Origin of the sequence: Vibrio sp. 070316B, from assembly GCF_013114115.1 — a bacterium.
Classification (GTDB): domain Bacteria; phylum Pseudomonadota; class Gammaproteobacteria; order Enterobacterales; family Vibrionaceae; genus Vibrio; species Vibrio chagasii_B.
In genome coordinates this window covers 71,547-85,249 of the sequence record NZ_VTYC01000017.1, presented here as the reverse complement: position 1 = coordinate 85,249, position 13,703 = coordinate 71,547, and the positions used below count along the sequence as shown (strand labels likewise).

At 41.9% G+C, this 13,703-nt stretch carries 12 protein-coding genes and 1 pseudogene; 9 read left to right on the top strand and 4 right to left on the bottom strand.

Going from position 1 to position 13,703, the window contains the following annotated elements:
• Window positions 1-20 precede the first annotated feature (20 nt).
• Both F0251_RS14295 and F0251_RS14290 read left to right on the top strand, forming a co-directional pair.
• Window positions 21-620: a thiol:disulfide interchange protein DsbA/DsbL gene (locus tag F0251_RS14295; protein WP_061033963.1), complete on the top strand. Its 600-nt coding sequence runs from the start codon at window positions 21-23 to the stop codon at window positions 618-620.
• A 232-nt stretch (window positions 621-852) separates the two neighbouring features.
• A complete protein-coding gene (locus tag F0251_RS14290; RefSeq protein ID WP_171731224.1) occupies window positions 853-1,806 on the top strand; it encodes a DUF2860 domain-containing protein in 954 nt (317 codons plus the stop codon).
• Between the two features lie 66 nt (window positions 1,807-1,872).
• Here the strand turns inward: F0251_RS14290 and F0251_RS14285 are convergent.
• Together F0251_RS14285 and F0251_RS14280 are read right to left on the bottom strand one after the other, a co-directional pair.
• Window positions 1,873-2,787: pseudogene (locus F0251_RS14285) on the bottom strand (YifB family Mg chelatase-like AAA ATPase); the annotation flags it as partial.
• Between the two features lie 576 nt (window positions 2,788-3,363).
• Window positions 3,364-3,912 (bottom strand): TIR domain-containing protein, encoded by a 549-nt coding sequence (locus F0251_RS14280; RefSeq protein ID WP_017098105.1) that lies wholly within the window; start codon window positions 3,910-3,912, stop codon window positions 3,364-3,366.
• A gap of 108 nt (window positions 3,913-4,020) precedes the next feature.
• Between F0251_RS14280 and F0251_RS24570 the strand changes: the two genes are divergently transcribed.
• Window positions 4,021-4,899 carry a DUF4231 domain-containing protein gene (locus tag F0251_RS24570; protein ID WP_171731223.1) on the top strand — a complete coding sequence of 293 codons (879 nt, stop codon included), beginning with the start codon at window positions 4,021-4,023 and terminating at the stop codon, window positions 4,897-4,899.
• 43 nt (window positions 4,900-4,942) lie between these two features.
• Here the strand turns inward: F0251_RS24570 and F0251_RS14270 are convergent, their stop codons facing one another.
• The gene (locus tag F0251_RS14270) at window positions 4,943-5,350 is read right to left on the bottom strand and encodes a TIR domain-containing protein (RefSeq protein ID WP_171731222.1); all 408 of its coding nucleotides are present in this window, start codon (window positions 5,348-5,350) and stop codon (window positions 4,943-4,945) included.
• A 118-nt stretch (window positions 5,351-5,468) separates the two neighbouring features.
• Between F0251_RS14270 and F0251_RS14265 the strand changes: the two genes are divergently transcribed.
• The 4 genes from F0251_RS14265 (at window position 5,469) to F0251_RS14250 (ending at window position 10,809) form a co-directional block, all read left to right on the top strand.
• Complete coding sequence (locus F0251_RS14265) at window positions 5,469-6,695, top strand: TRAFs-binding domain-containing protein (RefSeq protein WP_171731221.1); 1,227 nt, start codon at window positions 5,469-5,471, stop codon at window positions 6,693-6,695.
• Between the two features lie 353 nt (window positions 6,696-7,048).
• On the top strand, window positions 7,049-9,550 hold the full coding sequence (locus tag F0251_RS14260) for an S-type pyocin domain-containing protein (RefSeq protein ID WP_171731220.1): 2,502 nt from the start codon (window positions 7,049-7,051) through the stop codon (window positions 9,548-9,550).
• A 2-nt stretch (window positions 9,551-9,552) separates the two neighbouring features.
• The gene (locus F0251_RS14255) at window positions 9,553-9,807 is read left to right on the top strand and encodes a bacteriocin immunity protein (protein WP_017097462.1); all 255 of its coding nucleotides are present in this window, start codon (window positions 9,553-9,555) and stop codon (window positions 9,805-9,807) included.
• A gap of 627 nt (window positions 9,808-10,434) precedes the next feature.
• Window positions 10,435-10,809, top strand: a complete 375-nt coding sequence (locus F0251_RS14250; RefSeq protein ID WP_171731219.1) for an MbcA/ParS/Xre antitoxin family protein — start codon at window positions 10,435-10,437, stop codon at window positions 10,807-10,809.
• Window positions 10,810-11,033: 224 nt separating this feature from the next.
• Here F0251_RS14250 and F0251_RS14245 read toward each other — a convergent pair whose 3' ends face one another.
• The gene (locus F0251_RS14245; protein ID WP_171731218.1) at window positions 11,034-11,459 is read right to left on the bottom strand and encodes an antitoxin Xre-like helix-turn-helix domain-containing protein; all 426 of its coding nucleotides are present in this window, start codon (window positions 11,457-11,459) and stop codon (window positions 11,034-11,036) included.
• A 422-nt stretch (window positions 11,460-11,881) separates the two neighbouring features.
• Here F0251_RS14245 and F0251_RS14240 point away from each other — a divergent pair, with 422 nt between their 5' ends.
• The gene (locus tag F0251_RS14240) at window positions 11,882-12,796 is read left to right on the top strand and encodes a hypothetical protein (protein ID WP_171731217.1); all 915 of its coding nucleotides are present in this window, start codon (window positions 11,882-11,884) and stop codon (window positions 12,794-12,796) included.
• A gap of 388 nt (window positions 12,797-13,184) precedes the next feature.
• The gene (locus F0251_RS14235; protein ID WP_017098531.1) at window positions 13,185-13,355 is read left to right on the top strand and encodes a hypothetical protein; all 171 of its coding nucleotides are present in this window, start codon (window positions 13,185-13,187) and stop codon (window positions 13,353-13,355) included.
• Window positions 13,356-13,703: the final 348 nt, after the last annotated feature.

Genomic DNA, 13,703 nt, shown 5'->3' with positions numbered 1-13,703 from the left:
ACATAATGGAGATTGAATAAATGAAAAAGCTATTCGCATTTTTCTCATTGATCATGTTGAGCCTTACCGCTCACGCTGCGAAATTTAACGAAGGTGAGCACTACAAAGTTCTTGATCTAGAAGCATCAAAGAAACCTGTAGTAACTGAATTCTTCTCTTTCTACTGCCCACACTGTAATAGCTTTGAGCCAATCATCCAGCAGCTAAAACAGCAGTTACCGAAAGACGCTAAGCTACAGAAAAACCATGTTTCATTCATGGGTGGCAACATGGGTCTGCCAATGAGCAAAGCTTACGCGACCATGATTGCACTGAAAGTGGAAGACAAAATGGTGCCAGTGATGTTTAACCGCATTCACAACATGAACAAGCCACCACGCGATGAAGCAGAACTACGTCAAATCTTCCTAGACGAAGGTGTTGATGCTAAGAAATTTGATGCGGCATACAACGGCTTTGCGGTAGATTCAATGGTTCGTCGCTTCGATAAAGCATTCAAAGACAGCGGCCTGTCTGGTGTACCAGCAGTTGTTGTTAACAATCGTTACCTAGTAGAAGCTCAAGGTATCAGCAGCCTAGATGAGTACTTTGAATTGGTTAACTTCTTACTGAAAAAGTAAAAAAACAATCAAAAATACAAAATAAGGGAGCTTCGGCTTCCTTTTTTGTGCCTGACACTTTTTAATGACTTCTTGCAAGAGACACTATCTTTGGATGCGGTTCGGTTTCCCATTTATCCAATTTACCTTTATAAGGTGTGCGATAAAGTGAACCTTTAGATTCCGTTGTTTTCTACAACCTTTTATTAACAGCTATTTATTACTGCCAATCACTGGGGCAAGGAGCCTCTGAATGAAAATCAAATATACGTTATTGGCGTTAAGCGTTGCTGCTGCGCCCGCGTTTGCCAAGCTTGCTGATGAGCCAGGTTTCAGTGGTGAAATCTCTATCAACACTGGTGTCACTTCTTCGACCTCAAATTTTAATATCGACGCTGACAGTAAGCTCTCCTCAACCAATCAAAAAGCTTCGTCTGAGAGCTCATTTCTTGTCGCACCGCTAGGTAGTATCGCTTACACCTTTGGTGAAAAGCTGAACCATCAGGTTTACACAGGTACAGCTCGTGATGATGTTGCTACGGGTACCGTAGTGCTTGAGGTTGGTTACAAATACCAACTTGAATCAGGCATGGTTATCGATGCTTCACTACTGCCAACCATTATGTCTGGTGAAACTTGGGCTGATCCATACAACACGAGCTCAGCTCGCAGTAAAACCGATGAAACCGGAAATGCGTTCCGCCTAAAACTAGAGAGTATTGCTGGCTCTGCGTTCTCATTGGATATGGCTTATGCGACCAAAGATGTGAAAAGCGATTTAGTTGAAGACGCGCTAAAACGCGACGCCGATACCTTGTACCTGAAAGGTCAGTACCGCCAACCGATTAGTCGCACCATGATGCTAGTACCGTCTTTAATTTATCAATCCAGTGATGCAGACGGCGATGCGGCATCGTTCGAGCAATTCGGTGGTGAGGTCAGCTTATTTGGTGGTATGGGACGTCATCAATACGCACTAACAGCGGGCTACAACCAACGCTCTTACGATGCAAGCAGCATCACTTTCCAAAAGAAGCGCAGCGATGACAACATCAATCTATTCGCCGCGTATGAGTATGATCAGTTCATGGATTGGGAAAACTGGTCGTTCGTCTCCCTTGCTGGCTACGGCACAAGCGACTCGAACATTACCTTCTATGATGAGTCTCAATACATTGTTTCAGTTGGCTTGAACTACAAGTTCTAATCCAACCAACACAGATAAACTATCAAACCAAAGCCTGCATCTATGCAGGCTTTTTTCTGCTTTTCACTACACAGCTTGTGCCGTAAGTTGCTTCAATAATCTATCCATCGCGCGGTAACCAAGTGCTTCGGATAAGTGTTTCTTTTCTATCTGCTCGTTACCATCCAGATCAGCAATAGTTCGTGCGACCTTGATGATTCGGTGATAGGCACGAATCGACAAACCCAAACGATGCAGTGCTGTCTCGAGAAACTCCGCATCTTCACGTCGCAGTGGGCAGTACTTTTCAATTTCTCGACTACCGAGCAGTGCATTCGATTTATGGTTCCTAGACAACATGGTTTGACGAGCCTGTTTAACCCTTTGCTTCACGACTTGGGTGGTTTCGCCGCGATCACCACCTTCAGCGAGCGTTCCTTTAGGCAGAAGTGGGATCTCTAGAGACATATCAAACCGATCAAGCAACGGACCTGATAGCCGATTGAGGTAGCGCAATATAATCTGCGGGTTAGCGCGTGCTTGATTACCCTCATAGTAACCAGTCGGGCTAGGGTTCAATGCTCCGATTAATTGGAAGCGCGCAGGAAAGCGAGTTTTGCCTGCCACCCGAGAGATAATGATTTCACCCGACTCCAGTGGTTCGCGCAATGAATCGAGAACCTTACGCTCAAACTCGGGCATCTCATCAAGAAACAGTAGGCCATTGTGCGCCAAAGAGATCTCGCCGGGCCGAGGTACAGAGCCACCACCTACCAGTGCCGCCATTGAACTCGAATGATGTGGAGCACGAAAAGGACGTTGCTTCCAGTTGTACTGATTAATCTCTTGTTGAGTCAAAGAAGCGACCGATGCCGTTTCCATCGCTTCGTCATCACTCATGTCAGGTAACAAATCACGCAGACGAGACGCCAACATGGTCTTGCCCGTTCCGGGAGGCCCGAGAAAAAGTAAGTTATGGTTACCCGCCGCTGCTATCTCCACACGTCTAGCGTCACCTGTTTTTTTACTAAAAGTATTACAAACGTTGCCACACAGAGGCTACAAAGAGATAACACAAAAAAGTGTTACTTATGCATACTTTATCTGTACTGATTTGAGGTTTTATGGGGAATCGTTACCTAAACCGAAGGATTTGAACGACCCCACGTCAGAAAAAACTATTGAGTATCACACATTATATGGATCACACAATCCAGTCAGGTTGCTCTATGTTGGCAATCCTTATAGCAACTTTCCATACCAAAACTTCTTCGAGGCTAGAAGACTATGAACGTAAACATCACTCATCCGCATAAGTTCATAATCTAGCTGCTAACCTATTAATTAGAAATTGAAGAGGCGAATATTGGTCGCCTAAGTCGTGTGAGGAAAACAAGAAAGCTTGAACGACGACTGCTTATATGGAGAGGCTACAGCTTGTGAAACAGGTGCATTAACAAAATGGCTGAAGATAAAAAACCAGATGTTAAAGTAATAACTCCCAACGAGACAAGTAAGGTAGCATATAATCCTGCTCACACAAAAACTAGTGAACTGAGCCTCTGGTGATACTGACTGCTAATGTGTGTAGCCACAATGTTTACACTTACGATTATATTTCCACATCGTTTGCGAGTTATTGATTAGATAGGCTTTTTTAGTTCGAGATTCGAATGCTTCCTCGATCCATCGCCCTAACTGCTCCTCTGATGTAGGTGCCCAATGATATTGAGCATAGCAATCTTCTGTTTTGCTAAAGTTAGCTGCGAATCTCTCTGGAATATGCGGAGCCTCTTTTACGTTTGGTAATACAATTCCAATCAACCCGTTTGGGGTGTAGCTTCCTTGCCTTAGCGAAGACTTGATTTCCCAGTCTATATATCGACGACTATGGGTACAGGTTCCCATTAAGACGATAGTTATAGTTGAATCACTTAGATAGTCTTGACGAATTCGAGTCATAACATAATCACTATCATTACTGTCGATGAAGTCGGCTTCATCATAAACACCAATTTCTTTCGCTATAAACACGCTACTCCATTTATCGATAAAACTCCGTACAGCATCTCTGTCCACACCATAATGCGAGATAAATACTTTTCTTCTTACGCCACTATAAGCCATAACTAACTACCTCAAAGCATACTATTACGTTAAAACACAACCTTATGACACTAATGGCATTTATAGTGTACGATGTTGACTTAAAAGTAAAAATTCTAGGATATTCGTGTGAAGAACATATCATTAAAATACCCTGCTCTATTTAAATCAGCAGATAATACCTCAGCGACATCCCAAAAACGTTTCTTAGGATTAACGGTTTTCCATGCTCTTGTGTTATTGGTTGGCACCCTCTTATCAATTAATGTTCTACCAACAAAAGAATACAGCATGATCGTCGCTGTATTTTACATTCTAGCCTTAGTTTTATCCTATAACCTTGGAAAGAATCGTTATGAAAAAAGCTGGTATAACGGACGTGCCATCGCTGAATCTATAAAAACGTCTACGTGGAAATACTGTATGAGGGCAACCCCATATGTTGACGATATTTCAATACAGATACCAAACGCAAACTTCCGTAATATGTTGACTCAGATTATTAGAAGTAATAATGAGTTAGGAGAAATCGTCCAAGCTCATCAAAGTACAGATGAACAAATAACGACAACAATGCAAGACATCAGGAAAATGAACCTTGAAGACAGAAAAGCCTACTACTTAACTCACCGTATAGACGAACAAAGACAATGGTATGCAACAAAAGCTTCATATAACAATAAAATGCACAACCGATGGTTTATAGGTCTCATGCTCACGCAAGGTTGCGCATTGCTGTGCGTATTGTTAAGGATTGCTTACCCTGAATGGCAATACTGGCCTACAGATGTATTCGCGCTAGGAGCTGCATTCATTATAGGTTGGACACAGATCAAGAAACACAATGAGCTTTCATCTTCATATTCCCTTACAGCTCAAGAAATAGGAATAATTAGAGGAGGTATTGAAGAGGTAGTAACTGAAGAGCAGTTTTCCGAATATGTTAGTGGGGCCGAAATGGCATTTTCTAGGGAGCACACTCAGTGGATAGCTCGACAAAACTACTAGATGACTCATTTGTGGCTAATACATATTAGCCACAAAACAATATTTAAGCTCTAGAATAATCTCGAACTGCTGAAACAATACTTTCAGTATTCCACCTTACATCAATCCTAGATCTGTTTGTTACGGTAGTCGAACTACGAACCTGTCCTCGTGGGATAACGCCTATGATAGGAACACCATTAGACACAGCGGTATCAAGCTCCCATTCCATCCAATCACTGTGACTAGCGTACATACCTGCTAAGCCAATGACGATATCTGAACTAAGGATTTTCTCCTTCAAGCGAGCTTTGACATAGCTAGCATTGGTAGAGTTTATCGGCTCAAACCTCGAAACCTCTTTAAATTCGACATTGAAGTAGCCACGTTCATTAAGTAAACGTCTTAAGCCTTCTAGGTCCGTAGAATGATCCCATGAGTGGCTTATAAATACTCGATGGTTTTTTGCCATTTATTAGTCTCCTTTATACCCATAAAGTTGTATATTGGGGTCAAGTTCCAAATGTTCAAGCTATACCTGCCTTTTATTAACCTTATCAATAAAAGCTATCGCTAAATCGGGAGTTATCATGCATTCAGGTCAAAAAATATGCTTTGTAATCATGGGCTTTGGGAAAAAGACTGACTATTCAACAGGAAAGACTTTTGACTTAGACAAAACATATAAGAACATCATACAGCCCGCAGTAGAAAGTACTGGATACCAGTGTGTTAGAGCAGATGAAATACAAGACCCTGGTCTTATAGACAAAAGCATGTATGCACTACTAATGCACGCAGATCTAGTTGTTGCGGATATTTCAACCTTTAACCCTAATGCGATATATGAATTAGGAATCCGACATGCAGTAAAACCAAGTACAACTATCATACTCAAAGAAGAAGGTGGAAAAATCAACTTTGACCTGGACCACACTAGGATTTTCCACTACAAGCATTTAGGTGAAGATATTGGGGCAGATGAAGCGAACAGGTGCCAAGTAGAGCTAGCATCTTTAATCCAAAATGCTACAAAAAACGCCTTTGTTGATAGCCCCCTTTACGATTTTATCAACAACATCCAACCCCCGAAGTTACCCGCGAAAGAGTATGCTAGGATCATCGGAGATCTAGCAGAAAAAGATAATCATATTTTTGCAATTACCGAAAAAGCGCGTTCTCTAATGGCTGAGAATGAGTTTACCCAAGCAGCAAAACTATGGAAACGAGCATCAGAAATGGCTCCAACTGAAGATTATTTTGTACAACAGCAAACTTTAGCGACATATAAATCTAAACAGCCATCTGAAGCAACAGCTTTATCAGATGCTCTTCGTATCATTGAAAAACTAAGCAATAACGGAGAGTCAAATGATCCAGAAACCTTGGGATTGGTTGGAGCAATCTATAAACGTATGTGGCTCATCAACTGTGATAGAGAGTGTCTGCGTCGAGCTAAAAACTACTATGAGAAAGGCTTTCAAATTAGCTCAGATTATTACACTGGGGAGAACTTTGCATTATGTTTAGATTTACTCGCTTCTACAGAAACCGATGACGATGAAAAAACATATTTCAAGATTGCAGCAAAGAAAACCAGAAAGCGAATTATAGAAATCTTACAGGATGTAGCGATGGAAGAGCCTAATAGCAAGTATAAATGGGCTTATGCGACTTTATCCAATTGTTACTATGCGCTAGGGCTAGACAGCGAAGGGGATAGATATGAGAAGTTCTTTAAGAGTATAACTGATGTACAGTGGGAGCTAGAGTCATTTGAAGAAGGCAAAAAAAGAATGTTAGAACTTACAAGCTAATACCTCGTAACAATGAGTTGTATTTAGGAGTGGTGCGGTCTAACCACTCCCCAATCTACTCTATACTTTATTCGTATAATTAGTGGCTCACTGAGTAGTCACCAATTTGATAAGCAACTTTTAGTCCACTTTTCTATACTAAAAGTTATTTGAAGAAGAGCTTTACTGCAATTGCTTGAGACAATAGTAAATTGTTGTACGGTGAACGCTTTCAACTAATGACAAAGCAGTTGTCAATGAATGTTATTTGGTGAACTAAAATCACACTAAATGCAATTTGTAGCCCTAACCCATGGTTATAAATCCTTCAATACCAATTAAATGGGTAGAATGTGCCACATTGAAAGCTGTTGGTGGGTTTTACTATGGGTTATAAGGTTGTACGGCTAACCGAACTGATGACGTATGAGTTCGGGCAAGTCGAAGGGGATATAAAAAAGCTGAGCGAAAGAGGCTTAGGCTCAGCACTTCCTCAGGGGATGAGCTTCTCTCGTTTTATGGATAAGCTCAAAAGTGGTGAGTTGGTCCTGTTGACGGACACCCCATCTAGACCTGTGATGCTCCGTGATGGGATAAGTAAATCGTGGAGCTTGTCTGCTGAAGGACAAGAAGCATTATCACCAGAGGCAAAAAACGCATTTCTCTCTAGAGCGAAGATGTCTTGTGGAGCGGTAAGTAGAGCCGCGTCAAATCAAAGTCGTGCTGCATACGCTCCAAGCATCGAAGAGACCTATGTCCCTGAGCCCATCAAACCTGATACTTCTGATGCTCCACCCCAGCTCAATTATGAATATTGCTTTGAAATTGCGTGCTCTGAGGACACATTCAAAAAAAGCGTGGGCTGTGCGTTTCAACTGGGCAAGACCAAACAAGAAGCCATGATTGGTCGCTGGCAAACAGAGCCCACTGAACACGGTACTAAATACATCGCTCATACTGCCTTTGATGAGCCGAAAAAATTGTTTGCGAAAGTGGCAGACAGCTCTATGGGCATCAGCATTCCAGAGAGTGTGCAGGTCAAGCCAATAGGTTCTGGTGTCGTACGAGAAGCTTTTATTCCAGTCATCCCATCAGTACAGCTAGGTGAGCGTTTAGGGCTGCCAACGGAAGGTTATTATTACCACTTTCATAATGACCGTTTAGTTCAAGAGTATAAGCTGCTTGGTGAGGGTAAGTGGGCGTTTTATGCCACGCGATCCACTCATGAGCGATTGAATGATGAACAGGGCTACAACGTCTACCAAAGTGCCATTCTGGTTTACTGGAAGCTCGAAGGTAAAGAGATTGAAAACCAACATCTGATTTACCTTGCACAGCAAATTACGCGAGAAAGGCTTGATAACCTTAATGATGATTGGTTAGCTCAGCATGGTATCAAGCTCGATACCAACGAACTGCTCGCAGCACCTAAACAGCCTGTCGCGGAAAGACAAACCACTCAACCACTGGAAACAGGTAAAGCAGAGGGCAAACCAGAGACGCATATCGTTGCTACAGACTCAAACATCCATCAACGTGAGTCGTGGGGTGCGATTGCGGAGCAGTATGGTTTGTCGGCTAAACAACTACTTGATTTGAATCCTCAGTACAATACTGACCCGATGACATTGAAGGTTGGGGATTCACTTATTGTTCAACGAACTGAGCAAAGACAGAGTTCTCCAGAAAAAGAAACGCTGTTACCTCCACTTTCCCCTTGTACTTATAGTTGCGTGGCGAATACCCATTATGCTTACTCGGAGTCGCTTTTAGCAGGAACGTCATTTAAGGCAATAAACAGTGAAAATTTATTCGCGAAAGAATTGCCCATTACGAACTTAACTACCATAACAACCGATTCTAAAGCTACGGATTTTGGTAAAGCAGCACTACTTGCGATTCCAGCGCACACAGCGACGACGAACCTTGGTATTCTCAGTTCTAGTACGACTAATACTATCGGAACGTGGTCGATTTCAGGAGAAGCGTTAGCTGGCTTTGCTCGAATGGGCGGCTTTCTAGTTGCGGCCTTATGGCCTTCTCAGCTTGGGGATGGAACCTTAGAAGGTAATTCTGACGTCTCGACTAATGACACTACAACAATGCGCGTCCGTTTCAATATGTACACGGACGAAAATGGCAAACAGCAAGTGGTTGGTATCAAAACGGGCGAAGGTAGTACCTATGGTGATCGCATCGCGAAACGTGAGGCGCTGCAACAAGGACACAACTTTGTTGCGGAGCTAGACAGCGGCATTAGCATTACGTGGACGCCCGATGGCTCAACGGATGTGCTAACACCCGATACAGTGTTGCCTGAAAACGATCAGCTTGATGTTCACAATATTTGGGTGCGCCCAATTGAAGAACACGAACAAGAGATAGGCACGGTTCTCTACCCTGAGGAAGAACTTGCAGAGTACATCGTAACCTTCCCTGCAGATACAGGGCTCCCTCCACTCTACCTAGTCTTCCGGAAGACTGCACGTGATGAATCTGGGGTGGTAACGGGGAATGGTGAAGATATAACAGGGGTTTGGCTAGAGAGAGCCAGTGAGGGGTTAGGATCGCCAGTTCCATCACAAATTGCTGACAAGCTGAGAGATAAGGAGTTCAGTAGTTTTGATGGCTTTAGGAAGGCTTTTTGGATAGAAGTATCTGAAGACCCAATATTAGCGAACCAATTTGTTCCTTCGAATAAAAAACGAATGAAAGATGGTAAGGCTCCTCGAGCAAGATTCAGCGATACAGTTGGTGGCCGTCGTTCATTTGAATTGCACCATCTCAAAGAAATTCAACATGGTGGGGATGTTTACAATGTTGATAACTTAAGAGTTAATACACCTAAAAACCATATAAATATTCATAAGGGATAGCGATGAGATTACATGATAGATTAGAAGACTATACCGAGTTAGAGTTTTTGGAGTTACTGAACACTATTATCAGTGCAGAAGGCTCTGATGAATATCAAGATGAATTACTAGAAAACTTTATCGCTACAACAGAGCACCCAGAAGGTTCAGACCTGATTTATTACCCTGAGAATCCTGAAGATGGGAAATCCGAAAGCATTGTAAGAATAGTCAAAGAATGGCGTCTGTCTCAGGGGTTGCCTGGTTTCAAGAGCTAACTATCTTTTGGCCTGCTTGTGCATTCAGTGGGGAGCGTGATTACTCCCTATTGTTGTTTGAATGCTTTGTAAACAGCTACAGAAGGTTTGTCATTCAAATCGAAGAGGGAACACATTTTGTGTGCAGCGTCGGGTGTTTTATCACCAAAGTATATAGAAAGGAAAGCACCTAGACCTATCGTATATCCTCGGTGGTCTGCTTTGCAATTAAGCCAAGTTCAATTCGATACAATTACTTCTGGCCAGACAGTAAATAGTAACTCCAAGAAAAAGCAGGGATACCCGAGGCTTTAAAAGTTAGTTTAAAGCTAAGAAGCGTATGTGGCAAGCTTACTTCTGCCGCTAGCTGACTTAGTCGTCATAATTTACGGCTCAGTATTTGACCTACTCTTTCTTATCAGTTTGGTGCGAGCTTAATGTACTGAGGGCTTATCACTTTTCAATTAGTGGCAACCTGGTTTTGCTACAACACTAGAGCTAATCCAAGCACCGTATTGTCGTATATACTATAAACGAAAAATGGTTCATGGAAGCCAACTACAACTGATAAATTGATAGCGGGTACGCTAGTACTAACATAAGCGTACCATTCCCCCATTACTTGAATAGAATAAGGTTCTAGCAGCAATGAAAGTCAAAATTGAGAAGACCAGTGATGGTGAAGCTTTCTTCAACATTCCAGAAATACTGCAAAAAGAATTGCAATGGAATGAAGGCGATCAAATCGAATGGTTGGACAATAAAGATGGTTCATGGACTTTACGTAAAGTCGAATTTGAGGGCAGTATCCAGTCAAAGTCTATAGAGTATATTCTTTCACAACATCCTAATTTAAAAGATCAAGTAGAGGGTGTGTTTGACAACTCTGACTTGAGAACAGAATGGTTAACTTCTGCAATTCCAGCGCTGTCTGGTTTGACTCCGCTAGAAGTAGTGCTTAAAGGTGACTTAAAACGCGTTTTAGATGCATTAAATCGTATCAAGTATGGTGATATTTCTTGAGATGATTTTATCTCAAAGAATTCAGGTCGATATGTCGAGCCATAGCCTATATCTATCCTGATGTAACCTACAGCGCAAGGCAGAGATACGCCAGCATAAAAGCTGTAGCAAAAACTCTAACAACCAATCATAACGTCTCTAAGGACCTAACTCACAAAACCAAACAGACTGGCTTTCCCAGCCATGTCAGCAACATTGCTGTGTGACAATAGGTAAACTTCCATTTAAGCCGTATATCCGTATTTCAACTTATTGATCTCTTCCGTCACCAGAATGATACCGGTTATTGTGTCACAGAATGAAAGTGGTGTTTCGTTTTCAAACACCAAGCTAGGCTTATTTAACCAGCGAAGTGTCGTATCACAATCACCAAAATACTCATCTGCTTTAATGACCATATCAGCAAGCATAAGAGCATGTTCACTGGCAGTTGGGCTTAGCGTTGCGTTCGGTTCTTTCATTTTTCGCTGGAGAGTACGAAGATTAACACCAATAATTTTCGCGTAATCTGTCTTAGTCAGACCAAGAGTTAACATTCCTCTATCCAACGCTCCAACAGGAAGCCCTTGACGAATAATTTTTAGACAATCAATTACGCTCTGAGCTTTGCACTTTTCACCTCCAAGCATTTCATAAGCAGCACTGAACATTAAAGTACCTCCGACTATAACTACACTTACACAATAGTGTATGAGAGGAATAAAGTCTCATACTCACTACTACAAGCCTTAATCCATCCTATCAATTTACCAAGTTCAGAAAGAACAGTTTCATACTGAAATGTTCTTTTCTCGGTCTATTCTATCGAAATTGAGTAATAATGATTCATACTGAAAGCCATATCCTGACATGGTCAGCTGATCGCATCATTTTATTCGTTTTGTCAAAATAACTCTAATCTGGTATCTTAAATTTCGGAGCTGATTGCCAAGGCTGTAAGTGACCTAAAAGACAGCAAATCGAACTACCTGCCAATTGTAGTTGATCTTTATTAACCCTGCTGGCAAGCGTAGTGACTTAAACACTTACCACTACCTTTAAAGTCCGGCATTGTTAAAAGAGGATCACTCCCATGAGTATTGATCTATCAAAACTGTGTGCAGATTTTCTGCGTCAAAATCATGCTTCCCAATCAACTGAGAAACTAAAAGCTTCACATGCCAGAGAGCTGGTTGCAGCATTTTTTGGCTATAAGAGCCATGCGGCACTTATGGCCGAGAAGAATTACCCGATAGCTCAGCTCGAAGAAGCATATATCTTCATTCCTGATATATCGTTGATGAATGACAGACGCCCGAAACTCACCAGTTTACCAAATGACCTTAACCAATCAATTGACCTCGCCAAGCTTCTTTCAGACATGCTTTCCGAGGAAGGGTTATACGGTGGAGATGTCTGGCTCTATGACACACTGGAAACCTATATTGTCGAAGTCTTACTACCCGATTGCCAATCTCTTATAGATGATCAGCTTTCCGGAGCGATGGCTGAAACCAATGCGGGATTTTTCGATGCGCCTTATTATGACGACGTAAAAATAGAAGATCGTGGTGACGAACTGGTAGCTATTGCCAAAGCTCAGTACAAGGGCGAATCTCTGAACGATAAACCGTTCTGTGGTGACACACTTAATATGGTTGTAAAGGTGACTTTGCCCCGCATGGCAGGCAAGCGAGGTTTTTACGATTTCGAGCTTGAAGCTGGAGGTAGCGTCAATGACGACTGGGTTGATCCGGAACTGCGATATGGCGAACGCCCTCAGAGTAGATTGGCAGAGGAGCTTGGCATAACAGACGAAGAACTTGAATCACTGGAATGGGACACTCTGGAAAACAGCAGTGATGATGGTTTGATCTATGACTTTGTGTTGACCTTTGACGAAAGTTGTCCTTCTGAGATTTTGGAGAAGATCGAAGGATTATCAGATGATTTGACGATCCGTGTGTCTGCAAACGCTTTTGACAATCCTTATCCAGAAGAGGCCTGAAGCCCAATAGAACGAAAACGTACGCTAAGCTAATCGGGGTTGCCTTAGAAGTTCCGAATTCTGAGGCGACCCTACATTGATGCAGGAAGATGGTCGAAACGGTCAAGCTAGCAGCATGCCGCCAATATGAATCTTTTTTACTCTCTTACAAATAGGCGCAATTTGATTACTTTGACACGGAAATGTGTCGAGGCTTGCTAGTCGCCTACATACTTTTTCCCATTAGTGGCAAGCTTGTTTTGCTACACTGGAACTAATCCAAGCATCGTATTACGGTATATGTTACAGGCGAGAAATGGTTCATGGAAAACAGCTACAACTGATGAACTGATAGGGTTATTCGCTAGTACTGACTAGCACGTCTACATAAATCATGAGGGGGACTAGGATGTTGTTTATCAAAATAATATTTGCATTGAGTTTGGCTATTGGTGTTTTTGCTCTCTATGCGCAAAAAGTTCACATTTGGCTCTCGAAACATATGGATGAATACGAAAATAAGCTAGAGAAAAGCAATCCAGAAGAGCTAAAAAAGCTGAAGAAAAAATACCAACGTTAACAGCAAAACACCTGATTCAACCGTAAATGAAGTTAAATTTACGGTTACTAATCTTACCGACTGAATCAAACCGTTGGAAGATACAAAACTCGGTCAAGGTTTAGTGATTAGCTAAATGTGCTTCTGATACTTATTTGGGTGCGAATTACTTGGTAATTTAGAGAAACAGAACTCTATATATTAATGAATATATAGAGTTTTTTATTAGTTTAGTTGAGTGCGAAAATTAACGAATTTTGACTGAGAAAGTGTACATCTAAAAGGGCTAACTATTGCGGTTAGTCTTAGATTTCTTATAACTTATCGCCCTTTTATTTAGACAATAAATATTTTGCTAATATGGTAAAC

What these genes read in the sequence shown, in the direction of transcription:
- F0251_RS14255 (WP_017097462.1), top strand. Translation starts at nt 9,553, where the DNA reads ATGAGATTACATGATAGATTAGAAGACTATACCGAGTTAGAGTTTTTG.
- F0251_RS14235 (WP_017098531.1), top strand. Translation starts at nt 13,185, where the DNA reads ATGTTGTTTATCAAAATAATATTTGCATTGAGTTTGGCTATTGGTGTT.
- F0251_RS14250 (WP_171731219.1), top strand. Translation starts at nt 10,435, where the DNA reads ATGAAAGTCAAAATTGAGAAGACCAGTGATGGTGAAGCTTTCTTCAAC.
- F0251_RS14290 (WP_171731224.1), top strand. Translation starts at nt 853, where the DNA reads ATGAAAATCAAATATACGTTATTGGCGTTAAGCGTTGCTGCTGCGCCC.
- F0251_RS14280 (WP_017098105.1), bottom strand. Translation starts at nt 3,912, where the DNA reads ATGGCTTATAGTGGCGTAAGAAGAAAAGTATTTATCTCGCATTATGGT.
- F0251_RS14265 (WP_171731221.1), top strand. Translation starts at nt 5,469, where the DNA reads ATGCATTCAGGTCAAAAAATATGCTTTGTAATCATGGGCTTTGGGAAA.
- F0251_RS14240 (WP_171731217.1), top strand. Translation starts at nt 11,882, where the DNA reads ATGAGTATTGATCTATCAAAACTGTGTGCAGATTTTCTGCGTCAAAAT.
- F0251_RS14245 (WP_171731218.1), bottom strand. Translation starts at nt 11,459, where the DNA reads ATGTTCAGTGCTGCTTATGAAATGCTTGGAGGTGAAAAGTGCAAAGCT.
- F0251_RS14270 (WP_171731222.1), bottom strand. Translation starts at nt 5,350, where the DNA reads ATGGCAAAAAACCATCGAGTATTTATAAGCCACTCATGGGATCATTCT.
- F0251_RS14295 (WP_061033963.1), top strand. Translation starts at nt 21, where the DNA reads ATGAAAAAGCTATTCGCATTTTTCTCATTGATCATGTTGAGCCTTACC.